Origin of the sequence: Propionivibrio sp., assembly GCF_047602565.1 — a bacterium.
Classification (GTDB): domain Bacteria; phylum Pseudomonadota; class Gammaproteobacteria; order Burkholderiales; family Rhodocyclaceae; genus Propionivibrio.
The window spans coordinates 4,704,695-4,726,468 of the sequence record NZ_JASGGX010000001.1 but is presented as its reverse complement, the minus strand read 5'-3'; the positions used below and the strand labels follow the sequence as shown (position 1 = coordinate 4,726,468).

Here is a 21,774-nt window from a genome sequence, read left to right as displayed (position 1 = left end):
ATGCTGAGCATCGGCGACATCATTCCCCAGGTCTGGGTCACGCACGAGGACACCGGCACGCGCTACCTGATCCAGCCGCTGCAGCCGCGCGACGGCCAGCGTCTGCTCCAGGCTGCCCGCAACAAGAAGACCGGCGAGATCGACCACGTCACCTACAACGGCCTGGTCGCCGAGCACATCGTCCGCGACTGGGACGGCGTCGGCGACAAGGGCGTGGCCACGCCCTGTACGCCGGAGGCGCGCATCCGCTTCGGCGAGCGCTTCGGGCGCATCGTCGGATTCCTGATCGAAAAGGCCGTCGATCCGGCCCTGTTCAGCGATGAGGCCGAAGCCGGAAAAAACGCCTGACCGCTCGCGCCCGCTGGGAATTCAACGGCGGACGCGAGTACGTCGAGGCCATCAGGAAGTCCGGGCGCCCGGTGCACCCGGACGATCTGCCGCCGGAGCTCGCCTGGGAAAAAGGCATCTGGTGGCTGTACCTGCGCGTGCAGACGCAGTGGCGCGTCACGGCCTTCGGCCGGCGCACCGGGCTGGACTACGGTCCGGCCATCGCCATCATCCGCGCGCTGGGCTGGAACCTGCCCTTCGCGCTCGAACTGCTGCAATGCGTCGAACGGCAGGAGCTGACGGACGGGGAGACGTCTGATGGTTGACCCGATCCGCGTCGATATCACCGCCGGCGTCACCGGTCTCGACCAGGGCTTCGACCACGCCGAGAAGCGCACGCAGGAATACGCCACCTCGGTGGCGAAATCGAGCGGCGAGATCACCGCCGCCTCGCGCAAGGCGGCCGAGGCGCTCGGCCAGGTCGGACGTGAAGTGGTCAACGGAGATTTTTCCCGGATACCGGCATCGATCGGCGAGGCGGCGCTGGCCGCGCCGGAACTGTCCCTGCGCCTCGTCAGCCTGCTCAGCCCATTCGCCGCGCTGGCGGCCGCGGCCGGGGTGATGGGCAAGGCGTTCTACGACGGCAACAAGGAGACCGTCGCGCTTTCCAACACCCTGATCACGACCGGCAACGCCGTCGGCTCGACCGTCGACCGCCTCTACGATCTGTCCGGCGAGGTCGCCCGAGCAACCGGCGACGCGAAGAGCGAAACCACCGCGGCGCTCACCCAGCTGGTGCGCGCAGGCGGCGTCGCCGAGGAAACCCTGAAGGTGGCCGCCCGGGCCGCGCTCGACCTGGAAAAATCCGGCGTGCAGGCCGTCGCCAAGACCGCCGAGCAGTTCGCCGCCCTGGGCAAGGACCCGGTCGAGGCCTCCTACCGCCTCAACCAGCAGTACAACTACCTCACCGCCGCCATCTACGCCCAGATCAAGGCCCTGACCGACGAGGGCCGGCAGCGCGACGCGGCCGCGCTGGCCCAGCGCACCTTCGCCGAAGCCGCCGAGACCATGGCCGCCGGCGTCAGCAACAACCTCGGCCTCCTCGAACGCGGCTGGAACGCCGTCACCTCGGCGATCACCCGCGCCAAGTCGGCGCTGATGGACCTCGGCCGCGCGCAGACGCTGAGCGAACAGATCGCCGAACTCGACAAGCAGATCGCCATCGCCGAGAAGGTGAACAAGGTCACCGAGTCGAACGCGGCGTTCAAGGGGTTTTTCGGCAACACCGCGCAGGTCGAGCAGCTGCGCCAGCAGCGCGCCGGGCTGCTCGCCGCCCTCGCCGCGCAAGAAGAATCGACGGCATCGATACAGGCCTGGAACGCTGCCCAGCAGGATGGCATCGCCAAGCTGCGCGAGAAGGAGGAGACGCGCAAGAAGGCGCACGCCGCCGAGATCAGCGACGGCCAGCGCCTGATCGAGCAACTGCAGGGCCGGCTCTACACCGCCGAGCGACTGACCGAGGTGGAAAAGCTGCAGGCTCAGCTCGCCGACGGCAAGTACGCCAAGATCACCGCCGGAGAGACCGACATCGCCCTCTCCCTCGCCGCACAGATCGACCAGCGTGAACTGATCCGTCAGCAGCTCGACGACGAACTCGCCGCGGTGAAGAAGGTGAGCGCGGAATACACCGCGCAGGAACGGCAGCTGCAGCAGCTGATCGGCGCCACGCCGACCGGGAAGATCCAGGATCGCCTGCAGAAGGAAGCCCTGGCGGAATCTGCCCTGCTCTCCGGACAGATCGACCGGAAGACCTTCGACGAGATCCTCGAAAACCTGCGCGAGGTCAAGAAGGAAGGGAAGGACACCTTCGGCGAGCTCACCTCCGCGATCAACCAGTGGGGCAAGGCCTCGGCCGATGCCATCGTCGATTTCGTCGTCGACGGCAAGGCATCCTTCACCGATCTCGCCAATTCCATCATCAAGGACATCGCGCGTATCGTCGTGCAGCAGAACATCACCACGCCGTTCGCCAAGTCGATCGCGGAATTCGACTATTCCGGCTTTTTCGCCGGGCTGTTTTCCGCCAACGCCGACGGCGGCGTCTATCGCTCGCCGGGGCTCTCGGCCTATTCGGGGACGATCGTCGATCGGCCGACGTTTTTTCCCTTCGCGAAAGGGGTCGGCCTCATGGGCGAGGACGGTCCCGAAGCCATCCTGCCGCTCAAGGAGGGCAAGGACGGCAAACTCGGCGTTGCCGGACCGGCAGGCGGCAACGTCCAGGTGATCATCAACAACACCGTGCCCGGCGCCCAGGCCACCCAAAGCACGCGCCAGGACGGTAACGGCGACACGATCATCGAGGTGCTGTTCGCGCAGGTCGAGAACCGCATTGCCAGCGGCATTGCGCGCGGCAGCGGCGTGCTGGCCTCGTCCTTGGAGCAAACCTACGGCCTCAACCGCGCGGCGGGAGCCTTCTGAAATGCCCTGGACGCCGCCGCCGCCCCTCCGTGCCGCCTACGAGCTCGCGCCGGCCGACCCGTGCCTGCGTACCGACATGGAAGTCGGCGCCGCCCGCGTCCGGCGCCGCACCGCCGCCCGCCTGGACGTCGTGGCGATCGAGTGGAGGCTCACCCCCTACCAGATGGCGGCGTTCCGCGACTGGTACGACACGGATCTCGGCGGCGGTGTCGCCTGGTTCGCCGTCGATCTGGACCTCGGCGCCGGTATTGTTTCCTGCGAGGCGCAATTCGCCGAGATGTGGAAGGCCACGCGCCCGGGCCTGATGTGGTCCGTCAAGGCGTCGGTCAAGGTGCGCTGATGCCCGATCCGACCCTTTCCCAGGCGATCAAGGAGGCCTACGCCTCCGCGCCGTCGAACGTGATCGTCTATCACACCCTGGCGCTCGACCACCCGAATTTCACTCAGCCGATCTACGTCGTGCGTGACACCGTCGACCTCGTCGCCCACCTGGAGACCGGCGCGCCGGTGACCTTCGTGCGCTACGCCTTCGACCTGGTCAAGCCCGAGGTTTCCGCCAACGGCGTGCCGCAATGCACGATCACCATCGACAACGTCAGCCGCGAGATCCTGGCCAACATCCAGTTGGCGCTGCAGAGCCTGGACAAGATCACGATCACCTATCGCGAGTACCTCTCGACCGACCTGTCCGGCCCGCAGAACGACCCGCCGCTGACCATGACCGTGTTGTCGATCAAGGCCGACGTGTTCCGCATCACCGCGACGGCCGGTTTCCCGGACTTGGTCAACAAAAAATTCCCGGCGCAGGAATACACGTCGGAACGCTTTCCGGGGCTCGTCTCATGAGCCATTGGGCGGAACAGTACATCGGCCGGCCGTGGATCGAGAAAGAGCACGAGTGCGGGCATTTCTTCTGCACGGTGCAGCGTGAGCAGTTCGGCCTGGACGTGCAGGTGATCGACGCCGACGCGCTGAGCCTGCGCTCGTGCATCCGCGCGCTCAACGGCGAGCATCCCGAGTTCGCCAACTGGATCGCGGTCGATGTCCCGCGCGAGGGCGATTGCATCCGCATGAGCCACTCGAAGTACCCGCACCACGTCGGCCTGTGGGTTGACGTTGACGGCGGCGGCGTATTGCACTGCGTCGAGGGCGCCGGCGTGGTGTTGTCCTCGCGCCAGTCGCTGCGCAAGACGGGCTGGAAGATCGTCGGCGTCCTGCGCCACCGGAGCCGGGCGTGAGCTACGCCACGCTGGTCATCGTGCATGACCCGTACCACCCGGCGCGGCATCGGGAAGTACGTGGACTGGACGCACCGGGGCCGCTCTCGGCCATCGTGCCGGAGACGGATCGGCCGCACATCCTGATGCGCAACGGCGTCGCCGTGCTGCGCAAGGACTGGGGGCAGGCTATTGAGCGCGGCGATCTGGTCGCCGTGGTAATGCTGCCGCAGGGCGGGGGCGGCGGCTCGAACCCGCTGCGTTTAGTGCTGATGATCGTCGTGGCGTACTTCACGGCGGGCCTCGGCGGGGCGCTGCTCGGCGTCAATGGCGCGGCCGCTGTTGGCAGCGTCGGCGTGGCGATCGCCAATGCTGCGGTCGGCATGATCGGCGCGGCGCTGGTCAACGCCATCGTTCCGGTCAAGACGGCATCGTCCTCCGCTTCAAGCGCGGCGGCCGCCTCCTATTCATCGTCCCCGACCTACTCGCTGACCGCGCAGGGCAACGCCGCCCGCCTGGAAGCGCCGATCCCGGTGCAGTACGGCCGCATGCTCAGTTTCCCCGATTTCGCCGCGCTGCCGTTCGTCGAGTATGCCGGCAACGAGCAGTATCTCTACCAGTTGCTGTGCATCGGCGCCGGGCAGTACGACATCGAGACGATCCGCATCGCGGACACGGCGATCACCAATTTCGAGGACGTCGAGACACAGATCGTCCCGCCGGGAGGCACGCTGACGCTGTTCCCCGCCAACGTCGTCACGTCCGAGGAAGTGGCCGGACAGGAAGCGCTGACCGGCACCTGGCTGGGGCCGTTTACGGCCAATGCCGCCGAGACCACGGCGAATTTCTTGGGCGTTGATGTGGTGGCGCCGCGCGGCATCTACTACGCCAACGACTCCGGCGGACTCAATGAAGTATCCATGACGTTCACCGTCCAGGCGCGCGCGATCGACGCCAACGGCAACGCCACCAGCGGCTGGACGACCCTGGGTACGCACACGCTGCCGGGCGCCACCGCCACGGCGCAGCGCTACAGCTTCAAGTACGCGGTCAACGCCGGCCGCTACGAGGTGCGCCTGCAGCGCACGGACACCAAGCAGACCTCGACGCGCTACGGCCACGAACTCGACTGGTCCGGGCTGCGCGCCTACCTGCCGGAGACGGACGACTACGGCAACGTCACGCTGCTGGCGGTCAAGATGCGCGCGACGAACAACCTCTCGTCGCAGTCCTCGCGCAAGATCAACGTCATTTCCACGCGCAAGCTGCCGATCTGGAACGGGTCGTCCTGGAGCGCACCGACGGCCACGCGTTCGATCGCCTGGGCGCTGGCCGACGCCGCGCGCGATGCGGACTACGGCGGCGGCCTGGCGGATTCACGCCTCGATCTCGACGGTCTGCTGGCGCTCGACGGCGTCTGGTCGGCGCGCGGCGACCGGTACAACGCGCGCTTCGACACGCTTGGCACGTTGTGGGATGCGCTGACCCAGATCGGCCGCGCCGGCCGCTCCAAGCCCTATATGCAGGGCGGGCTGCTCTACGTTGCTCGCGACCAGGCTGTCTCGGTGCCGGTGGCGATGTACTCGATGCGCAACATCGTCAAGGGATCGTTCAGCCTCGAATACATCACGCCCTCGGACGACACCGCCGACAGCGTCTCGGTCAGCTATTACGACGAGAACGCCTGGGCCACGCGCAGAGTGCCGTGCACGCTGCCGGACAGCGCTTCGAGCAAGCCGGCCAAGATCGACCTGTTCGGCGTCACTGACCGTGAACAAGCTCACCACGAGGGACTGTATTTCGCCGCGGCGAACCGCTACCGGCGCACGGTCATGAAGTTCCAGACCGAGATGGAGGGCTTCATCCCCTCCTTCGCCGACCTGATCGCAGTCAGCCACGACATGCCGCAATGGGGCCAGTCGTTCGAGTGCGTCGCGTGGGACGCCGGCACGCGCACGCTGCGCGTCAGCGAGCCGATCACCTGGGAGTACTCGATCAACTACGTGGCGTTGCGCCGACGGGACGGCAGCGTTGACGGCCCGATCGCGGTGACACCTGGACTGAGCCCCGAAATCCTCGAGAACGGCGATGCTTCGCTGGGCAGCAATGCGCATTTTTCGCAGCTGACTTATGCAACCTCCGATGGATACGGCGGCGGCCCCCATTTCACCTACACGGGGCCGGCAGGCGAGATCCTCGGCGATGACTGGATTCCGATTGAAGCGGATCCCACGTACAAACTGCGCGGCGCTTTCCGCTGCGAAGCCGCCAGCAATCTCACGTACGCCGGCGTGGTGTGCTACGACGCGGATAAACGGGTCATCCCGATTCAAGGCTCCTGGCGCGATCCAGGCAAGACCACCACCCTTTACGAACCGGCGGCGGAGGGATCGACCTCCGTCAAGATTCTGCCGGCGGCGGAAGCCTGGTTCGCCCCGGCATCGCCCTCGTGGCCGGCGGGAAGCTTTCTGCAACTCGGCATCGAATTGGGATTTTCTGACCTGCCGCAGCTTGATTGCCCCCCGATCACCGCCATCGACACGTCGAATCCGGCGTATTGGGTCCTGGTGCTGGGGGCGCCGTTGGTCCGCGCCTGGGCGGCCGGAACCCCTGTCGGCAACAGCCATGCGGGCAGCACGTATACCTATGCGTTGTTGGCCGGTCCGGTTACATCGACGTGGACCGAGTTTTCCGGCTCGATGTCGCGGCAGCTTGATTTCTCCGTTGAACCCGGCAGCAGCACCCTGCGGGCTGGGACGAAATACGTACGGATGCTCGTGTTGGCGAACTACACCACGCCCGACACGCTGCACGTCGATGCCCTATCGCTCAAGAAGACCGACCCTCGCAGCCTGATCCTGGCGGACGAGCCAGACGAGGCGCCGTACACCGGTCTGGCCGCGGAGCGCACGCAAGGCTCGTTCGGCTGGGGCGACACCTGGGCGCAGCTGGCGCGCGTCGTTGCGATCCGTCCGCGCTCGATGAACACCGTCGAAATCGAGGCGATCAACGAGGACCCATCGGTGCATACCGCCGACCAGGGCGTCGTCGCGCCGCCGGTGAAGTCGTCGCAGCTGCCGACCTACACCGTGGCGCCGCTGCTCAAGGGGCTGACCGCGCGTTCGATGCCCGGGCACTCGGAACGGATGATCCTTTCGTGGCAGCCGTCGCCCTGGGCCAATTATTACCTGATCGAGCAGTCCAGCGACGGAATCAACTGGGTGCGCTCGGGCGAGCCGTCGGCCTGCAACTACACCGCGACCGCGCTGTACGGCGCCGCCACGATCATCCGCGTCTGTGCCGTCGGCCTGGAGCCCGGCCCCTGGGTGCAAGTCAATTATTCCATGTCGTCGGACTACATGTGGACCAACGATGCGAACGCCATGTGGACCAACGACAGCAATCTGATGTGGAGGTACTGAGCCATGACCGCACTGCCACCGGCATCAAATGCCACCAACGCCGCGGCGAGCGAGGGAGACGTCAAAACCTACCTCACGGCGTTGCGCGAGTTTCTCGCGGGACTGCTCGGGACCACCGGATTACCCGCCGATGCCCGCAACGCGCTGGGCGTCGCGACGTTGACCTGGGGAAATATCACCGGCAAGCCGACGACACCGAATATCGCGGGGAACTGGCAGTGGGCCGGCCAAACAGGTCAACCGACGTACGTCTGGGGCAGCAACGACGGGAGCAATTTTTACGTTTGGAGTCCGTCGAATTTCTCTGTCAATTACGCCACGTATGCCGGTACTGCATCGAACAACGCCCCGATGACTGCCGTGGTCAATATAGCTTGGTTGCATCGAGACTCTAACGGAACTGACTTCTGTAGAGCTACGCGCGCCAATGGAGGGATATTCGATTTTCAAGTCACCCAGACCGGCGCTGGCGGTGGTGGGGAGGGAGGAGGCTAGAACATGCAACAGGAAATCACGCAATACGCAAGTACAAGGCTCGTTGATGGCATCGAGCGTATCGTAGTCGTCCTGCCGCTCGAGGTGGTTCCCGGATTCGACCCTGAGGAACCTCCGCAGCCGAACACTTATGGTGTGCCAGCCAATGTCAAGGTCGGGTGGGAAAAACAGGTGGACGGCACATTCGCGCCGCATGTGCCGACCAGCGACGAGATCATCGCGGGGCTATCGGCGCAGATCCAGAAGCGCCTGGATAATTTCGCAAAGACCAGGCGTTACGACAACGTGGGCTCCGGACCGAAGTACGACGATCTCACGGATGCCGAGATCGCTTCGCTGCCGGACGTTCTGCAGGCGATCGTCACGCGGTATCGCGCGGAGACGAGGTATCTGAAAGTGAAGACCGCGGAGACCTGGGCTAAGGGCGAGATCCTGACAGCGGAAGTTCTGAGCGGCGAGCGCCCGGTACCGTCCTCGATCGCCGATATCGAGGCCGATCTGCCCGCGCTGGCGTGGCCGGTTTGAGCTTCACCCGCACCAAGGCCGTGGCGCGCCGCATGTTTCGACGATTGAGAGGTTTGCTCGACGATGCTAGGCTTCCTTGAAAAAAGGGGTATCCATGAAAATCACATCATCGTTTATCGTTGTCGCGGCCTTCGTCGTCGCCGGCTGTGCGCCGATGACCGCCCGTGAAATCCGGGAACAGTCAGCGCCCAAGAGCTTTTCCGTAGGCCAGGACTACCAGGCGGCCTATCGTTCGCTGCTCGAGGAAATGCGGCGCTGTTTCCAGTTTGGATCGATCGGTTCGACCTGGCTGGTGCAGGGCGATCTCCACCAGGACCTGAAGAAGGGCGTGATCGAGGTCACCGTGTTGAGCGGCATTACCACGACCTTGCTGGTGGTCGACGTCCTGGACGCGGGTAGCGGAACGGCGCGTATCGACGTCATGGACAAGCCTGGGCAGAGCTCGAGCTTCGCCCGGGTGCGGGGCTTTGCGGAGTCGGGCACGCCGATGTGCCGGCGGTAGCACTCCTCATTCCACGGTTTCAGTCTGCTGCTTCGCCAGAAGGCTCTTGTTGAGCAAGCGTATGCCCAATCGCCTTGTAGGTCGCGCGCTTTTCAGCGGCGAGACTCCCGTAGATCTGAATCAACTGCTCTTCGTCGTTCGTCAGCACTCGCGGTTCCGGCTCGGCCTGCGTGAAGATCGCATGCCGGGCGTCGATGGGTTTCGCATCTCCGAGCCAGGCATCCCGCGCCCGTAGCAGGCGGTACGTTCCCGCCTGTCCGCCGTAGATCGCGTCAATTCGCTCGGCGCTGACTTTGGCCAGGCGGATGTCCCGCCCCCGCGCCATGATCGCATCGAGCGATTTCTTGCGTACGCCGAGCAGGATCTCGGTCGCCAGGTAGCGGTACGTCGTCACGCGCCCGGCGCGGCCGTGTACCTCGCTCTCCATCGGCTGGCTGAGCACCGCCGCGTGCCGCTGCCCGTCGGTCGCGATCGTCACCGTCCATGGCTCGTCGTGCAGATGCGTGTCGAGGGTCTCGGCGCACTCATCCTCGTCGACGAAACGCCAGACCTCGAACGGCTCGCCCTGCCCTTCCGTCAGCCATTCCACGCGCACGCCTTCGGCGCGGCGGATGGCGAACAGCGTCTCCCAGCCGGGGATCGCCCCTTTCTCCTTGGCGTTCCTGATCACGCTCCGGTCCAGGCCCGTTTCGACCACCCAGACGTTGGGTTTCCGGTCCTCGAGCAGGGCCATCAGCCGTTCGAAAAAATTTGTCGCGGAACCGCTTGACATGTGTTTATAAGCTCACTAGTATGTATTCATGTGCTTACAAGCACATACAATGTACTACACATGCTGAGGGTATCACATGAGCGAAAAACGCAGCGAATCCCTGTTGACCATCCACTTTCCGGCGCGCGACAAGGCGCGCCTGAAGGCCTTGGCCCAGAGGGAACAGCGAACCATTTCCAACCTTGCCGGCATGCTGCTGCGCAAGGCCATGGAGAAGCGCGAGCGCGCCGCGGCATGACAGGTGCCGCCGGCGGGCGTTGGCGCGCCCGTCGGCGGCGGTGCGGGATGGATACCGCCGGACTTCGCAAGCCCAGTATCCGTCGCCGCCCGACCACAAGAAAGTTGATGGAAGGGAGCGATCAACAATGGACGTCTTCGAGGCGGCATATCGCGTCGCGCACGACTACAAGGGCGGCGCCGCGAACAAGGGTGGCGCGGTGCGCATGGCCCAGGACCTGGGCGAGAACCCCGGCACCTTCCTCAACCGCCTGAACCCCGAGCAGGAAACGCACAAACTCTGGCTGGCGACCTCGGTGCGCATGCAGGTCGTGTCCCGGGATCATCGCATCCTGCACGCCATGGGGGCCACCCTGGGCGAAGTCTGTTTCCCGGTCCCCGACCTTTCGAACGTCTCCGACACGGCGCTCGTCGAGCTGGTCTGCCGCATCGGCGACGAAGGCGGCGATTTCTACCGGGCCATCAACGCCGGCCTTTCCGGCGCGCGCTTCTCCCGCGCCGACTACGGCCGCATCCGCAAGGAGGGCCAGGAATACATGGCCGCCATCGCCGAGACGATGGCCCGCATCGAGGGACTGGTCGATGACTAACCCCCTCCCCGAGCCGCTGCGCCGCGCCGGCCTCGAACACCTGACCGACAACCTGCCCGAGGGCGTTTCGCTGGACATCGCCCGAGATTTCGTCCGCATCTTCCGCGCCGACCTCGAGCAGCGCCTCTACGGCTGGACCAAGCCCGCGCCGGCAGTCACCCGGCGCCTGCCGCAGGAGGACCGTTGATGCCCACGTTCCGCGACTGGCTGCAGGCCCTGGCCGCCGTCCTCGTCTTCTCCACGGTCACGTCGGCGATCGATCCCGCCGCGCCGGCCGAACTTCCCCGGATCGGACAGGAGCGAACGATGAACCGGTATCTCACCGAGGAGGAGCAGACCAAGCTGCTCTGGACCTTGAAGCTGCACAGCGGCGACCCGCTGGCCGCACGCGACTACGCCTGGGTGCGCGCACTGCGCCATTCCGGGCTGCGCATCCAGGAGTTCTCGCACATCAGCGTCGGCGACGCGCTAGCCGCGCTGCGCTCGGGCTATCTCTTCGTCCCGCGCGAGCACCGCAAGGGCTGGAACCGCAAGCCCACGCAGGACGGCAAGCTGCGCAAGCCGCCGAAGGACCACAGCGTCTACCTCACCGACGCCCTGCGCCGCGCGCTGCAGGACTTGTTGAAGTGCCGCTTCGAGCTTACCGGCGCCGACTGCCGCGAGTTCGATCCGCTCGTCGTCTCGCGCCACGGCACGGCGATGAGCGTGCGCAGCTACCAGCTGCGCCTCTCCGCCTGGGCCGAGAAGGCAGGGCTGCCCCCGGGCGTCTCGCCGCACTGGCTGCGCCACACCCGCGCCATGGCGATCATGCAGTCGAGCACCGCGCGCGACCCGCGCGGCGTGGTGCAGAAGGCCCTCGGCCACGCCGACATCCGTTCCAGCGGCGTCTACACCCAGACCCCGCGCGAGGAGGTCGAGGCCGCGCTCGACGAGATCGACGTTGGCGCCGCCGGCCGCGTCACCCTGGCGGCCCTGCGCCGCGCGTTCTATGGGAGGGCCGCGGCATGAGCGACTTCAAGATCGAGGTCAAGCCGCTCGAGGACGGCAACGGCCAGAACGATCACTGGCTCACGGTCACCACCACGATGCGCTACGCCGAGTTCGAAAGGTTCCAGGCCGCCATGCATTCGGACGACTGGGACAAGCGCCAGGCCCTGCGCAACGCCGATCTGCAGACCTGCCTCAAGTCCATCCAGGTGGCCATGGACTGGGCGATGCACCACGACTGCTCCGCCGCCGCCGTCTTCGCGCGCCTGCTGGCCAGCCTGTACAACGGCGACCGCGTGAAGATGGATGCCTCGCGCCTGGTCTTCGTGCTCGACGGCCCCAATCTCGAGCACGCGCTCAACGTCATCCGCCTGTGCTACGAGACGCGCCGCGAGCCGCACACCTTCTTCGTCGACGGCGGCGATCTGTTCGAACGGATGATCGCCACCTGGGGCTTCGAGAAGCGGCGGAGGAAGGCGGCATGATCACCGCGCTGCTCCTCTGGCTGGTCCTGTCCGTGCCGGTCAGCCTGCTCGCCGGCGCCTGCATCGCCCGGTATGCGGGCGATTGAGGCCGCCATGGGACAGCGCGATCCGCTCGACCCCGACGACCTGCTCGAGCAGGCCCGCCGGCTCGCCAGCCGCCACAACATGTTCTTCACCCGCCAGGGCGAGGCCTTCGCCCTCTTCCGCCGCACCCCGACGCGCCCGGTCTTCCTCGGCCGGCGCTCGACCCCCTCCGCGCTGAGCCAGCTCGTCTCGCGCTGCGCGGCCTGCAAGTAACCCATCAGGAGCGAAAAATCATGATCAATGCCGTATTCATCCACCCGTCGTCGGCGGGGAGGCGAAAGACATGCTGACCTTCGCCGACGAAATGCGCGCGCTCGAATTGGCCGTGGCCGCCGAGGCCGCCCGGCGGGCGGAAGCGTTGGCGAACTCCCAACGGGACGCGATCAGCCTCGCCCGGCGGCAGGGGCTGCTCGACGCGATCTCGCAGCACGGCCCGCTGACCGCGCGGCAGTGCGCCGAGGCCACCGGTTTCAGCAAGGACAGCACGCTGCATCACTCAACACCCTGATCGCGCTGGAGCAGATCGTCCGCCGCAACGCGAACGGGATACGAGTCTTCTGCCTTCACCCCGACCACCCCACCACCACCTAGGAGCGACCATGCACCAATTCACCCCTTCAGCAACCCCGCGAATCGGCACCTTCATCGACGGCGGCTATTTCGGCGGCGTCATCAACATCAATGGCACCCACAAAGGCTTCGTTTGGGCGCCGAAAGCGGCCGGACAGATCATCGCCAGACTCCTGTTCACCGGCAAGACCGCTCAGGGCGAGTACAGCCCCCACGACTGCGCCGCCAACACCACGGCCCTGATCGCCTCCGGCAGCGAAGCCGCCAAGCGCGTCGCCGAGCTGGATATCAACGGCTACCGCGACTGGCTCGTCCCCAGCCGCGATGTGCTCGAACTGGGCTACCGCCACTTTAAGCCGACCGCGTATCCCAATTGCTGCTCATGGCGCGACGGCGAGAACCCCAACAGCGTGCCGCCCGGCTGGCTGTACACCGAGGACAACCCGGCGCAGACGACGCTGAAGGCCTTCAAGGCGGGCGGTTCGGAGGCGTTCGACGCCGCGTGGTACGGCTCTTCGACTCTTTTCCCCGGCGGCATGACGGCGTTCGTCCAGTACTTCGACAACGGCCTTCAGTGCGACGACGGCCTCTCGTCGGAGGTCCGCGTCCGTGCCGTCAGGCTGATTCAACTCGGTTCTTCAGTCCTTTAATCCTTCATCAGGAATCCCCCAACATGAAACTTCACATCGAAAACGTCAACATCACCCTGGCCCACGCGCAACCGCCGGTCGGCCTGTTCGCCGCGCTGGCCATTGCCTCCGCCGCCAAGGCCTCGTCCGCCCCCCGGGCCGTCCCGGCCGTCGGCGACAAGTGGCCCGGCCTCGCCGCCACCTACGCCGGCGTCTCGCTCTCGAAGACCGGCGACCGCCTGGTGCACCTGATCCTGTGGGACGACGATCCGCAGGTGGCAATGAATTACGAGGACGCCGTCAAGCACGCCGAGAACGTCAAGCCGGATATGGACAGCCACCTGCCGACCCGCCACCAGGGCCTCACGCTGTTCGACAACCTGCGCGATCGCTTCGAGACGTCTCCCTGGTACTGGCTGCTCACTAAGACGCTCAGCGGCAAGGCGGCGTTCGTCCAGAGCTTCGTCAGCGGCAGTCAGGACTACAGCCACCTCTCGTCGGAGGTCCGCGTCCGTGCCGTCAGCGAGATTCCTCTTTGACCCTTTGATCCTTTAGTCCTTCAGCCATGCTGCATACCGACCTGCCGATCTACAAGAAAGGGTACGACCTGCTCACCCTGGCCGCCGACGTGCACCTGAACATGCCGCGCACGTTCAAGCAAAGCCTGGGGCGGCGGGTCCATGACGAGTGTGTCGACCTGCTCCTGGAGATCGGCTACGCCAATGCCAGCCGCGGGGAAAAACGTTGCGAGCACATCCGCAACGTCCTCCGCGGGCTGGAGGTGGTGTCGCTGATGATGCGCGTCAGTGCCGACAAAGGTTTTGTGTCCTGGAAGCTGTGGGCCAGGGCCATCGAAATGACGAACATCCTCAACAGACAGGCCGGCGGCTGGTTGAAGAAGTCAGCAACCGCGTCTGATTCATCGGGGCCAAGGCTCCCATGACCGTGCGCATTATGAATCTGGTCGCACCCCTGCCTCACGAGGGCACGGCTATGCACACCGCGGATACCGGGGAGCCCGGCTCCCGCCGGTCCGGTGCAGTTTCCCTGCCGAACAGTCGGCGGGGCGACGTGGAAAGTGCGAACACACGGCGTTCGTCCAGAACTTCGACAACGGCAATCAGAACAACAACAACCTCTCGTCGGAGGTCCGCGTCCGTGCCGTCAGCAGATTCATCCAACTACTCCTTCGAGCTCCTGCTCCGCGCCTATATCGATTGCCGCAAGAACAAGCGGAACACGGCAAGCGCGCTGGCGTTCGAGCAGGATCTGGAACGCAACTTGTGGCAACTCCATGAGGAACTGACCGAGGGCAGCTACGCTCCCGGCAAATCCATCTGTTTCGTCATCACCCGGCCGAAGCCGCGCGAGGTGTGGGCAGCAGATTTCCGTGATCGCATCGTTCATCACCTTCTGCACAACCGCCTCGCGCCCTATTTTCACGCCCGCTTCATCGCCGATTCCTGCGCCTGCATCCCGGGCCGCGGCACGCTGTACGCCGCCGAGCGCCTGGAGGCCAAGGTGCGCAGCATCACCCAGAACTGGAGCCGTCCCGCGTATTACCTGAAATGCGACCTGGAGAACTTCTTCGTCCGGATCGACAAGCGCATCCTGATGGGCCTGCTGGCCCCGCACATCGACGATCCGTGGTGGTTGTGGCTCGCCGAGGTGATCATGTTCCACGACCCGCGCCAGAACTATGAGCTGCGCGGGAACGCCCGCCTGATCGAGCGCGTGCCGCCGCACAAGCGCCTGGCCAGCCAGCCGGGGCACATCGGCATGGCGATCGGCAACCTGCCGAGCCAGTTCGGGGCGAACGTCTACCTCGACGTGCTCGACCAGTTCGCCAAGCACGTCCTGCACTGCCGCCACTTCATCCGCTACGTGGACGACTTCGTTCTGCTCCATGAATCGCCCGACTGGCTCAACGCGGCGAAGGAAAAGATGGAGGCCGTGCTGCAGGACAGGCTGCACGCCCGGCTGAACCCGAAGAAGACCGTCCTGCAGCCGATCGCCCGCGGCATCGATTTCGTCGGCCAGGTCGTCAAGCCATGGCACCGCACCCTGCGCCGGCGCACCTTCCACGAAGCCATCTGCCGGGTTTACGAGGTCGATGACGACGACCTGTTCGCCACGGCCAACAGCTACTTCGGCCTGTTCCGGCAGGCCTCCCACAGCCACCACGACCGCGCCGAGCTGACCAACCTGCTGCGCCGGCGCGGGCACTGCGTCAAAACCAACCTCACCAAAACCTACAGGAGATCCGCGTAATGGAAAACTCGAAATTCGAATCCTGGTGCATCGTCGAACTGTTCGGCCACCAGCGCATCGCCGGGCTCGTCACCGAGCAGACCATCGGCAGCAGCAGCTTCGTGCGCGTCAACGTGCCATCCTGCGGCGACGTGCCCGAATACACACGCTTCTTCGGCAACGGCGCGATCTACGCCATCAACCCGGTCGCCGAGCCGATCGCCCGGGCCGCCGCCGCGCAGTTCAATGCCCGTCCGGTGTCGCTCTACGAGTTGCCCGAGCTGCGTGAATTACTCGGCCAAAAGGAGTTGTCCTTCCTGCCGGACTCGGACGACGAAGGAGGGGTTTTCTGATGACCATCTCCATCCGCCCCGACATCCTCACCGCCTCGGGCCATTATTTCGACTTCCTCGACCCGACGCACAACGTCGTCCAGGTCGCCGACATCGCGCACGCGCTGTCGCAGGTCTGCCGCTTCGCCGGACACACCCGCGAGTTCTACTCGGTCGCGCAGCACAGCGTTCTGGTCAGCGACGTCGTCTCCCCCGAGAACGCCCTGATCGCGCTCTTCCACGACGCGGTCGAGGCCTACATCGGCGACGTCACCCGGCCGCTGAAGAACCTGCTGCCCGAATACCGCGTCATCGAAGCGCGCCTGCAGGCCGACATCTTCCGCAAGCTCGGCCTGCCCGCGCAGATCCCCGCGGAGGTCAAGCATGCGGACCTGATCCTGCTGGCCACTGAGCAGCGCGACCTGATGCCCGAGCACGACGACGAATGGTCCCTCATCGCGCACGTCGACCCGCTGCCGGACAGCATCGTGGCGTGGTCACCCGACGAGGCGGAAGAGTACTTCCTCGACCGGTATTGGGAGTTGACCGATCCGGACGGCCCGGCACGCATCCCTCTCGATCGACAGACTAAACCCGCATCAACGAAATACGCCGACATGGCGCTGTGCTCGTCGCCGCTGAGCTACGACGAGGCCGTGCGGATGGAAGCCGAGCTGATGCCGCTGCTGCGCTACCTCGGCTCTCCCGGTGACTGGGGTTATGGCACTAAGCTCGGACGGTTGACCGAAGTGCTGCATGGCCTGCGCGGCGAGATCCGGCAGTCCGGCAAAGCGGCGGCGGCCCTCGAAACGAAGGATCAGGACGGTGCCGCATGAAACGCGACGCCTTTACCTTCGCTGCGCCGGACGTCCGCGAGATCCGCCATTTTCACCTCTTCGGCGCTATCGGCGGCGGCGCCAAGGGCTTCATGCGTGGCAAGGCGCGCGTCGGCAACATGATCGCGCGCTCGCGCTGCATCGGTTCGGTCGACGTCGACGCCGCGGCCAACCGCGACTTCAAGCGCCTGGTCGGCGTCGAGGCCACGACGCTGGACCTCTTCGACCGCGCGCAGTACATCGCCTTCCACGGCCGCGAGCCGCCGGCCGGCTGGTGCGAGGCCACGCCCGAGGACATCCGCAAGGCCGCCGGCCACGAATTCCCGCACATCGTCTTCCTCTCTGCACCGTGCAAGGGCTTCTCCGGGCTGCTCAACGAGACCCGGAGCAAGACGGACAAATACCAGGCGCTCAACCGCCTGACGCTGCGTGGCGTCTGGCTGATGCTCGTGGCGTTCAAGGACAATCTGCCCGAGCTGATCGTTTTCGAGAACGTGCCCAGGATCGCGACGCGCGGCCGGCACCTGCTCGACCAGATCGGCGACCTGCTGCGCGCCTACGGCTACGCCGTGGCCGAGACGACGCACGACTGCGGCGAGCTCGGCGGGCTGGCCGAGAGCCGTAAGCGCTTCCTGCTGGTCGCGCGCAACACCGCCAAGGTGCCGCCGTTCCTGTACGAGCCGCCGAAGAAGCGCCTGCAGGCCGTCGGCACCGTCCTCGGCCGCATGCCGCTGCCGGGCGATCCCGCCGGCGGTCCGATGCACCGGATTCCTTCGCTACAGTGGAAAACGTGGGTCCGGCTGGCCTTCGTCGAAGCCGGCAGCGACTGGCGCAGCCTGAACCGGCTGGCGGTCGAGGACGGCTATCTGCGCGACTACCTGATCGTTCCCGGCTATCATCACGGCTATCTCGGCGTGCAGCGCTGGGAGGATACCAGCGGCACGATCCAGGGCCGATCGAGCCCGAGCAACGGCGCCTTCTCGATCGCTGATCCGCGTCCGCCGGCAGGCATGCTGGAATACTCGCAGTACGGCGTGATGCGCATGGAAGATACGTCCGGCGCGATCATCAACATCAAGTCGCCCGGGCAGGGCACGTTCTGCGTCGCCGATCCGCGGCACGCCGGCCCGGCCAAGCATTCGAACGAGTTTCGTATCGTCCCGTGGCAGCGTTCGGCGGTCGCCGTCACCAGCGCGCATGGCTCCGGGCAATGCGTGGCCGATCCACGGCCGCCACAAGACCGCAAACCGTTCGGCAAATACGCCGTGGCGAAATTCAGCGGCAGCACCGGGACGGTGATCAGCAGCGATGACTCCGGCGCTTACGCCGTTGCAGACCCCCGCCCGAACGGCATCCCGCAGCCCGGCGACCACTACCTGACCGGCGGCCACTACGGCGTCTGCAAGTGGGAGCAATCGAGCGGCGCCGTATCGTCGGCCGCCTGCCACGACAACGGCCGCTGGTCCGTGGCCGACCCGCGCTTGCCGGAGGCCAGCGACAAGCTGGTCGCGGTCATCCGCGCCCTCGATGGCACCTGGCACCGGCCATTCACCACGCTCGAGCTCGCCGCGATCCAGTCGCTGGTCGATCCCGAGGAGGTTCTTGAACTGGACGGCCTCTCCGACAGCGCTTGGCGCGAGCGTATCGGCAACGCCGTACCGCCGGCCGCCGCCGAGGCGATCGCCAGCACGATGTTCCACACCCTGCTGCTGGCCTGGTCGGGCGAGACCTTCATGCTCTCGGCCACGCCGATCTGGGTGCGGCCGGTTGCGGTGGCGCTCTCCGTGGCGCAGGGAGGTGCGGCATGATCGCCCTATCCATCCGCCAGCCCTGGGCCTGGCACATCCTGAACAGCGGGAAGGACATCGAGAACCGCGGCTGGCCGACGCGCATTCGCGGACGCGTGCTGATCCATGCCAGCAAGGGCATGACGCGGGATGAATACGAGGACGGAGAAGACCCGCTGTGGGCCAGCGGCGGCCCAACGATAGAACTGCCTCCAATCGAGCAACTGGAGCGCGGCGGCATCGTCGGCTCGGTCGAGATCGTTGATTGCGTGACGGCCTCGGACTCGCCCTGGTTCTTCGGCCGCTTCGGCTTCGTGCTTCGCGATCCGAGGCCAATGCCATTCGTCCTATATAAAGGCCGCCGACGCTTCTTCGACGTGCCGGAGATCGTCTCATGACCGTCCGCGACCTCTCCCTCTTCGTAGGTGGCGCCCGCCTGCAGATGACCGAGTCCATCGAGCTCACCATCCAGAGCCTGCAGGCCTACGGCCCGGCGCACGATCACTGGGTCATCGCCTGGTCCGGTGGTAAGGACAGCACGGCCACGCTGACCATCATCCTCTACCTGATCGCGGCCGGGCTCGTCAAAGCGCCCCGGCGCATCACCGTCCTCTACGCCGACACCCGCCAGGAACTGCCGCCGCTGGCCATCGCCGCCATGGAAATTATGGACTGCCTGGCCGAGCGAGGCATCGAGTTCCGCATCGTCCGCGCCCCGCTCGACAAGCGCTTCATGCCCTACATGCTCGGCCGCGGCGTGCCGCCGCCGAACAACAACACGCTGCGATGGTGCACGCGCCAGATTAAAGTCGATCCGATGACCGCCGCCATCGCCGAATCGCTCGGCGACGGTACGGCGCTGGTGCTTACCGGCGTGCGCCAGGGCGAGAGCGCGATCCGCGACCGCCGCATCGAGATGAGCTGCAGCAAGGACGGTGCCGAATGCGGCCAGGGCTGGTATCAGCAGGTGCTGCCCGAGAGCAAGGGCGTGCGCGGCCGCATCGCCACGCTGGCACCGCTCCTGCACTGGCGCGTCTGCCACGTATGGGAGTGGCTGCGCCATTGGGCGCCCCGCGCCGAATACGGCGATTGGCCGACCGAGATCATCGCCGACGCCTACGGCGGCGACGAGGCCGAGGAGGTCAACGCCCGCACCGGCTGTGTCGGTTGCCCACTGGCTCAGGAGGAAAAAGCCCTGGAGTCGATCCTGGCCATGCCGCGCTGGTCGCACCTTGCGCCGCTGCGCGAACTCAAGCCGCTCTACCGTTGGCTGCGCGAGCCGGCGCAGCGCCTCAGGAAATCCGGCATCGAGCGCCTGAAAGACGGGTCGATCGGTAAGAACCCGCAGCGCATGGGGCCGCTCACCCTCGAAGCTCGGTCGGAAGCCTTGGAGCGCGTGCTGGACATCCAGCGCCGGATCAACGCCGGCGCCGCCGGTCGGCACGCACCCTTCCTGCTCATCGACGACATCGAAGAATCCCGCATCCGCGAGCTGATCGCCGCCGAGACGTGGCCGGAAGGCTGGGACGGCGACGAACCGACCGCCGATACCTTCCTGCCGGTGACCATCTACGCCAACGGTGCCGAGCAGCACGACCTTTTCGGACTGGAGGAATTTGTATGAGCAAATCGAAAATCGAATGGACCGACGAGACCTGGAATCCAGTAACGGGCTGCACGAAGATCAGCGCCGGCTGCAAGCACTGCTACGCCGAGCGCGAATGGCCGCGCATGACCAAGTTGGTGCCGTCCTACGCCGGGCGGGCCTTCACCGACATGCGCTGCCATCCGGAACGGCTTGAGCAGCCGCTGCTCTGGAAGAGGCCGCGGCGGATCTTCGTCAACAGCATGTCGGACCTGTTCCACGAGGATGTCCCCGTCGACTTTATCCGCGCAGTATTCGAGGTCATGGCGCGTTGCCCGCAGCACACCTTCCAGATTCTGACCAAGCGGGCGGAACGCATGCAGTTCCTGTTGTGGTCCGAGTTCGATTGGATACCGCTGCCGAACGTCTGGCTCGGCGTCAGCGTCGAGAATCAGGAAATCGCCGACGCGCGTATTCCGCTGCTGCTGGAGACCCCGGCCGCCGTACGCTGGATCAGCGCCGAACCTTTGCTCGGCGCGATCGATGTAGAGCGATACCTGGAGTTCTACATCGGCGGCAGTCTGCATGACGCGTTCGGTCTGGACTGGGTTGTCGTCGGCGGCGAGTCCGGCCCTTCGGCGCGGCCGATGCATCCGGATTGGGTACGCAGCCTGCGCGACCAGTGCGCTGATTCCGAAATCCCATTTCTCTTCAAACAGTGGGGCGAGTTTTGCGGCGATCTTGACTTCCGCGCGCCGTTTCACAAATGGGAAATGATCGACCGCTCCGGGCGAACCCTGACGGAAGCTGGCAGCACGGAAAACATGGGACCAATCACCCACGTCGCCCGCGTCGGTAAGAAAGCCGCCGGCCGCTTGCTTGACGGCGTGCTGCATGACGGATATCCAGAGGTCCAGCGATGATCAACTACCCGCTGATTCCCCTCGAAATCGTCGCCCCTCTGTCCCGCGGAAGAATCGTCTACCGCGCCTTCGACCATCTGATCGCGCCCTTCGCCGGCGGCCTGCTGTTTATCCCCGTCGCGCAGGTGTTGTGCAACCTCAACGAGGTAATCGACCGCTGCCCGCTGCCCTGGGACGAGATATGGGCGGTGCTCGACACGCCGGTCGAGGACGCGCGCGAAATCCTCGAGGAAGGCCTGCATGCCCGCTGGCCCCAGCTCGCTGCGCTGTTCCCCCGCGACTGGTCCCTCGACTTCATCGGCCTCGGCAACAGCCAGGGGCAGCGGAAAACGATCGAGCGCCTATCGCATCCGTCCGGCGTACGTTACGTGCGGGTTGAGACCAAAAACCAGGGAGGCGACCAATGAAAACAGTGGCTCGGACCATCTTCGCTGTCGTTCTTGTGTTCTTCATTTTTTGGCCCTGGCTGTTGCGCTGCCTCGATCTCGCCTGGATGGTCGCGTCCGGAAAGTGGCTGACATACGGGCACTGGTGGGACGCGCTATGGACGGATGGAACCTACAAATTTTGGCCGTTCTACGCGATCGCGATCGTTTTTGTCTCGTCCTTGATCTGGGCCGGGTTGGAATGGACTGATCGAGAGAAAGGCGAAAAGAGGGATTGATCATGCCCGAACCCTGCGATTGCCTGAATTATTGCGGCGACGATCCTTGGCTGGCGGACGGTCGTTCCTATCCGTGC

The 21,774-nt window shown here is 65.6% G+C and carries 30 protein-coding genes; 29 read left to right on the top strand and 1 reads right to left on the bottom strand.

Going from position 1 to position 21,774, the window contains the following annotated elements; genetic code table 11:
- The 10 genes from QM701_RS22350 to QM701_RS22305 all read left to right on the top strand — a co-directional run bounded on the left by QM701_RS22350 (window position 1) and on the right by QM701_RS22305 (window position 8,966).
- The gene (locus QM701_RS22350; protein ID WP_415169195.1) at window positions 1–348 is read left to right on the top strand and encodes a hypothetical protein; all 348 of its coding nucleotides are present in this window, start codon (window positions 1–3) and stop codon (window positions 346–348) included.
- A gap of 71 nt (window positions 349–419) precedes the next feature.
- Window positions 420–653: a DUF1799 domain-containing protein gene (locus QM701_RS22345; RefSeq protein ID WP_415169194.1), complete on the top strand. Its 234-nt coding sequence runs from the start codon at window positions 420–422 to the stop codon at window positions 651–653.
- Window positions 646–2,805, top strand: coding sequence for a phage tail length tape measure family protein (locus QM701_RS22340; protein WP_415169193.1), 2,160 nt, complete (start codon window positions 646–648; stop codon window positions 2,803–2,805). Before QM701_RS22345 ends, QM701_RS22340 begins: the two co-directional genes overlap by 8 nt.
- Before the next feature lies 1 nt (window position 2,806).
- Window positions 2,807–3,145, top strand: a complete 339-nt coding sequence (locus tag QM701_RS22335; RefSeq protein WP_415169192.1) for a hypothetical protein — start codon at window positions 2,807–2,809, stop codon at window positions 3,143–3,145.
- Window positions 3,145–3,651, top strand: a complete 507-nt coding sequence (locus tag QM701_RS22330) for a DUF1833 family protein (protein WP_415169191.1) — start codon at window positions 3,145–3,147, stop codon at window positions 3,649–3,651. The genes QM701_RS22335 and QM701_RS22330 overlap by 1 nt, the downstream gene beginning before the upstream one ends.
- Window positions 3,648–4,043, top strand: a complete 396-nt coding sequence (locus tag QM701_RS22325; RefSeq protein ID WP_415169190.1) for a hypothetical protein — start codon at window positions 3,648–3,650, stop codon at window positions 4,041–4,043. Before QM701_RS22330 ends, QM701_RS22325 begins: the two co-directional genes overlap by 4 nt.
- Window positions 4,040–7,444, top strand: coding sequence for a host specificity factor TipJ family phage tail protein (locus QM701_RS22320; RefSeq protein ID WP_415169189.1), 3,405 nt, complete (start codon window positions 4,040–4,042; stop codon window positions 7,442–7,444). The genes QM701_RS22325 and QM701_RS22320 overlap by 4 nt, the downstream gene beginning before the upstream one ends.
- A 3-nt stretch (window positions 7,445–7,447) precedes the next feature.
- Window positions 7,448–7,939 carry a hypothetical protein gene (locus QM701_RS22315; RefSeq protein ID WP_415169188.1) on the top strand — a complete coding sequence of 164 codons (492 nt, stop codon included), beginning with the start codon at window positions 7,448–7,450 and terminating at the stop codon, window positions 7,937–7,939.
- A 3-nt stretch (window positions 7,940–7,942) separates the two neighbouring features.
- A complete protein-coding gene (locus QM701_RS22310) occupies window positions 7,943–8,464 on the top strand; it encodes a hypothetical protein (RefSeq protein ID WP_415169187.1) in 522 nt (173 codons plus the stop codon).
- 94 nt (window positions 8,465–8,558) lie between these two features.
- The gene (locus tag QM701_RS22305) at window positions 8,559–8,966 is read left to right on the top strand and encodes a hypothetical protein (RefSeq protein ID WP_415169186.1); all 408 of its coding nucleotides are present in this window, start codon (window positions 8,559–8,561) and stop codon (window positions 8,964–8,966) included.
- A 19-nt stretch (window positions 8,967–8,985) separates the two neighbouring features.
- On the opposite strand, the gene QM701_RS22300 is transcribed toward QM701_RS22305, so the two are convergent.
- Window positions 8,986–9,699: a hypothetical protein gene (locus tag QM701_RS22300; protein WP_415169185.1), complete on the bottom strand. Its 714-nt coding sequence runs from the start codon at window positions 9,697–9,699 to the stop codon at window positions 8,986–8,988.
- Between the two features lie 115 nt (window positions 9,700–9,814).
- On the opposite strand from QM701_RS22300, the gene QM701_RS22295 reads away from it, so the two are divergent.
- The 19 genes from QM701_RS22295 to QM701_RS22205 all read left to right on the top strand — a co-directional run bounded on the left by QM701_RS22295 (window position 9,815) and on the right by QM701_RS22205 (window position 21,697).
- Window positions 9,815–9,976 (top strand): ribbon-helix-helix domain-containing protein, encoded by a 162-nt coding sequence (locus tag QM701_RS22295; protein ID WP_415169184.1) that lies wholly within the window; start codon window positions 9,815–9,817, stop codon window positions 9,974–9,976.
- Window positions 9,977–10,103: 127 nt separating this feature from the next.
- Complete coding sequence (locus QM701_RS22290) at window positions 10,104–10,565, top strand: phage regulatory CII family protein (protein ID WP_415169183.1); 462 nt, start codon at window positions 10,104–10,106, stop codon at window positions 10,563–10,565.
- Window positions 10,558–10,752 carry a hypothetical protein gene (locus QM701_RS22285; protein ID WP_415169182.1) on the top strand — a complete coding sequence of 65 codons (195 nt, stop codon included), beginning with the start codon at window positions 10,558–10,560 and terminating at the stop codon, window positions 10,750–10,752. The genes QM701_RS22290 and QM701_RS22285 overlap by 8 nt, the downstream gene beginning before the upstream one ends.
- The gene (locus QM701_RS22280; protein ID WP_415169181.1) at window positions 10,752–11,573 is read left to right on the top strand and encodes a tyrosine-type recombinase/integrase; all 822 of its coding nucleotides are present in this window, start codon (window positions 10,752–10,754) and stop codon (window positions 11,571–11,573) included. Before QM701_RS22285 ends, QM701_RS22280 begins: the two co-directional genes overlap by 1 nt.
- Window positions 11,570–12,037, top strand: coding sequence for a hypothetical protein (locus QM701_RS22275; protein WP_415169180.1), 468 nt, complete (start codon window positions 11,570–11,572; stop codon window positions 12,035–12,037). The genes QM701_RS22280 and QM701_RS22275 overlap by 4 nt, the downstream gene beginning before the upstream one ends.
- A gap of 93 nt (window positions 12,038–12,130) precedes the next feature.
- Window positions 12,131–12,334, top strand: a complete 204-nt coding sequence (locus QM701_RS22270; protein WP_415169179.1) for a hypothetical protein — start codon at window positions 12,131–12,133, stop codon at window positions 12,332–12,334.
- 70 nt (window positions 12,335–12,404) lie between these two features.
- Window positions 12,405–12,629 (top strand): hypothetical protein, encoded by a 225-nt coding sequence (locus QM701_RS22265; RefSeq protein WP_415169178.1) that lies wholly within the window; start codon window positions 12,405–12,407, stop codon window positions 12,627–12,629.
- Window positions 12,630–12,720: 91 nt separating this feature from the next.
- Window positions 12,721–13,341 (top strand): hypothetical protein, encoded by a 621-nt coding sequence (locus QM701_RS22260; protein WP_415169177.1) that lies wholly within the window; start codon window positions 12,721–12,723, stop codon window positions 13,339–13,341.
- Window positions 13,342–13,364: 23 nt separating this feature from the next.
- A complete protein-coding gene (locus QM701_RS22255) occupies window positions 13,365–13,859 on the top strand; it encodes a hypothetical protein (protein WP_415169176.1) in 495 nt (164 codons plus the stop codon).
- Between the two features lie 26 nt (window positions 13,860–13,885).
- The gene (locus QM701_RS22250; protein WP_415169175.1) at window positions 13,886–14,263 is read left to right on the top strand and encodes a four helix bundle protein; all 378 of its coding nucleotides are present in this window, start codon (window positions 13,886–13,888) and stop codon (window positions 14,261–14,263) included.
- A 215-nt stretch (window positions 14,264–14,478) separates the two neighbouring features.
- Entirely contained in the window at window positions 14,479–15,591 is a 1,113-nt protein-coding gene (locus QM701_RS22245; protein ID WP_415169174.1) for a reverse transcriptase domain-containing protein, read from the top strand.
- Complete coding sequence (locus tag QM701_RS22240; protein WP_415169173.1) at window positions 15,591–15,923, top strand: hypothetical protein; 333 nt, start codon at window positions 15,591–15,593, stop codon at window positions 15,921–15,923. The genes QM701_RS22245 and QM701_RS22240 overlap by 1 nt, the downstream gene beginning before the upstream one ends.
- Entirely contained in the window at window positions 15,923–16,738 is an 816-nt protein-coding gene (locus tag QM701_RS22235) for a hypothetical protein (RefSeq protein ID WP_415169172.1), read from the top strand. The genes QM701_RS22240 and QM701_RS22235 overlap by 1 nt, the downstream gene beginning before the upstream one ends.
- Complete coding sequence (locus tag QM701_RS22230) at window positions 16,735–18,546, top strand: DNA cytosine methyltransferase (protein ID WP_415169171.1); 1,812 nt, start codon at window positions 16,735–16,737, stop codon at window positions 18,544–18,546. Before QM701_RS22235 ends, QM701_RS22230 begins: the two co-directional genes overlap by 4 nt.
- A complete protein-coding gene (locus QM701_RS22225; RefSeq protein WP_415169170.1) occupies window positions 18,543–18,923 on the top strand; it encodes an ASCH domain-containing protein in 381 nt (126 codons plus the stop codon). Before QM701_RS22230 ends, QM701_RS22225 begins: the two co-directional genes overlap by 4 nt.
- Window positions 18,920–20,149, top strand: coding sequence for a phosphoadenosine phosphosulfate reductase family protein (locus tag QM701_RS22220; RefSeq protein ID WP_415169169.1), 1,230 nt, complete (start codon window positions 18,920–18,922; stop codon window positions 20,147–20,149). The genes QM701_RS22225 and QM701_RS22220 overlap by 4 nt, the downstream gene beginning before the upstream one ends.
- Entirely contained in the window at window positions 20,146–21,033 is an 888-nt protein-coding gene (locus tag QM701_RS22215; protein WP_415169168.1) for a DUF5131 family protein, read from the top strand. The genes QM701_RS22220 and QM701_RS22215 overlap by 4 nt, the downstream gene beginning before the upstream one ends.
- Entirely contained in the window at window positions 21,030–21,440 is a 411-nt protein-coding gene (locus QM701_RS22210; RefSeq protein ID WP_415169167.1) for a hypothetical protein, read from the top strand. The genes QM701_RS22215 and QM701_RS22210 overlap by 4 nt, the downstream gene beginning before the upstream one ends.
- Complete coding sequence (locus tag QM701_RS22205; RefSeq protein ID WP_415169166.1) at window positions 21,437–21,697, top strand: hypothetical protein; 261 nt, start codon at window positions 21,437–21,439, stop codon at window positions 21,695–21,697. Before QM701_RS22210 ends, QM701_RS22205 begins: the two co-directional genes overlap by 4 nt.
- Window positions 21,698–21,774 lie beyond the last annotated feature (77 nt).

Bases quoted from the DNA above. Each gene is read 5' to 3' on its own strand.
- QM701_RS22350 (WP_415169195.1), top strand. From the start codon at position 1: ATGCTGAGCATCGGCGACATCATTCCCCAGGTCTGGGTCACGCACGAG.
- QM701_RS22340 (WP_415169193.1), top strand. From the start codon at position 646: ATGGTTGACCCGATCCGCGTCGATATCACCGCCGGCGTCACCGGTCTC.
- QM701_RS22335 (WP_415169192.1), top strand. From the start codon at position 2,807: ATGCCCTGGACGCCGCCGCCGCCCCTCCGTGCCGCCTACGAGCTCGCG.
- QM701_RS22330 (WP_415169191.1), top strand. From the start codon at position 3,145: ATGCCCGATCCGACCCTTTCCCAGGCGATCAAGGAGGCCTACGCCTCC.
- QM701_RS22325 (WP_415169190.1), top strand. From the start codon at position 3,648: ATGAGCCATTGGGCGGAACAGTACATCGGCCGGCCGTGGATCGAGAAA.
- QM701_RS22315 (WP_415169188.1), top strand. From the start codon at position 7,448: ATGACCGCACTGCCACCGGCATCAAATGCCACCAACGCCGCGGCGAGC.
- QM701_RS22310 (WP_415169187.1), top strand. From the start codon at position 7,943: ATGCAACAGGAAATCACGCAATACGCAAGTACAAGGCTCGTTGATGGC.
- QM701_RS22305 (WP_415169186.1), top strand. From the start codon at position 8,559: ATGAAAATCACATCATCGTTTATCGTTGTCGCGGCCTTCGTCGTCGCC.
- QM701_RS22300 (WP_415169185.1), bottom strand. From the start codon at position 9,699: ATGGCCCTGCTCGAGGACCGGAAACCCAACGTCTGGGTGGTCGAAACG.
- QM701_RS22295 (WP_415169184.1), top strand. From the start codon at position 9,815: ATGAGCGAAAAACGCAGCGAATCCCTGTTGACCATCCACTTTCCGGCG.
- QM701_RS22290 (WP_415169183.1), top strand. From the start codon at position 10,104: ATGGACGTCTTCGAGGCGGCATATCGCGTCGCGCACGACTACAAGGGC.
- QM701_RS22285 (WP_415169182.1), top strand. From the start codon at position 10,558: ATGACTAACCCCCTCCCCGAGCCGCTGCGCCGCGCCGGCCTCGAACAC.
- QM701_RS22280 (WP_415169181.1), top strand. From the start codon at position 10,752: ATGCCCACGTTCCGCGACTGGCTGCAGGCCCTGGCCGCCGTCCTCGTC.
- QM701_RS22275 (WP_415169180.1), top strand. From the start codon at position 11,570: ATGAGCGACTTCAAGATCGAGGTCAAGCCGCTCGAGGACGGCAACGGC.
- QM701_RS22270 (WP_415169179.1), top strand. From the start codon at position 12,131: ATGGGACAGCGCGATCCGCTCGACCCCGACGACCTGCTCGAGCAGGCC.
- QM701_RS22265 (WP_415169178.1), top strand. From the start codon at position 12,405: ATGCTGACCTTCGCCGACGAAATGCGCGCGCTCGAATTGGCCGTGGCC.
- QM701_RS22260 (WP_415169177.1), top strand. From the start codon at position 12,721: ATGCACCAATTCACCCCTTCAGCAACCCCGCGAATCGGCACCTTCATC.
- QM701_RS22255 (WP_415169176.1), top strand. From the start codon at position 13,365: ATGAAACTTCACATCGAAAACGTCAACATCACCCTGGCCCACGCGCAA.
- QM701_RS22250 (WP_415169175.1), top strand. From the start codon at position 13,886: ATGCTGCATACCGACCTGCCGATCTACAAGAAAGGGTACGACCTGCTC.
- QM701_RS22240 (WP_415169173.1), top strand. From the start codon at position 15,591: ATGGAAAACTCGAAATTCGAATCCTGGTGCATCGTCGAACTGTTCGGC.
- QM701_RS22235 (WP_415169172.1), top strand. From the start codon at position 15,923: ATGACCATCTCCATCCGCCCCGACATCCTCACCGCCTCGGGCCATTAT.
- QM701_RS22230 (WP_415169171.1), top strand. From the start codon at position 16,735: ATGAAACGCGACGCCTTTACCTTCGCTGCGCCGGACGTCCGCGAGATC.
- QM701_RS22225 (WP_415169170.1), top strand. From the start codon at position 18,543: ATGATCGCCCTATCCATCCGCCAGCCCTGGGCCTGGCACATCCTGAAC.
- QM701_RS22220 (WP_415169169.1), top strand. From the start codon at position 18,920: ATGACCGTCCGCGACCTCTCCCTCTTCGTAGGTGGCGCCCGCCTGCAG.
- QM701_RS22215 (WP_415169168.1), top strand. From the start codon at position 20,146: ATGAGCAAATCGAAAATCGAATGGACCGACGAGACCTGGAATCCAGTA.
- QM701_RS22210 (WP_415169167.1), top strand. From the start codon at position 21,030: ATGATCAACTACCCGCTGATTCCCCTCGAAATCGTCGCCCCTCTGTCC.
- QM701_RS22205 (WP_415169166.1), top strand. From the start codon at position 21,437: ATGAAAACAGTGGCTCGGACCATCTTCGCTGTCGTTCTTGTGTTCTTC.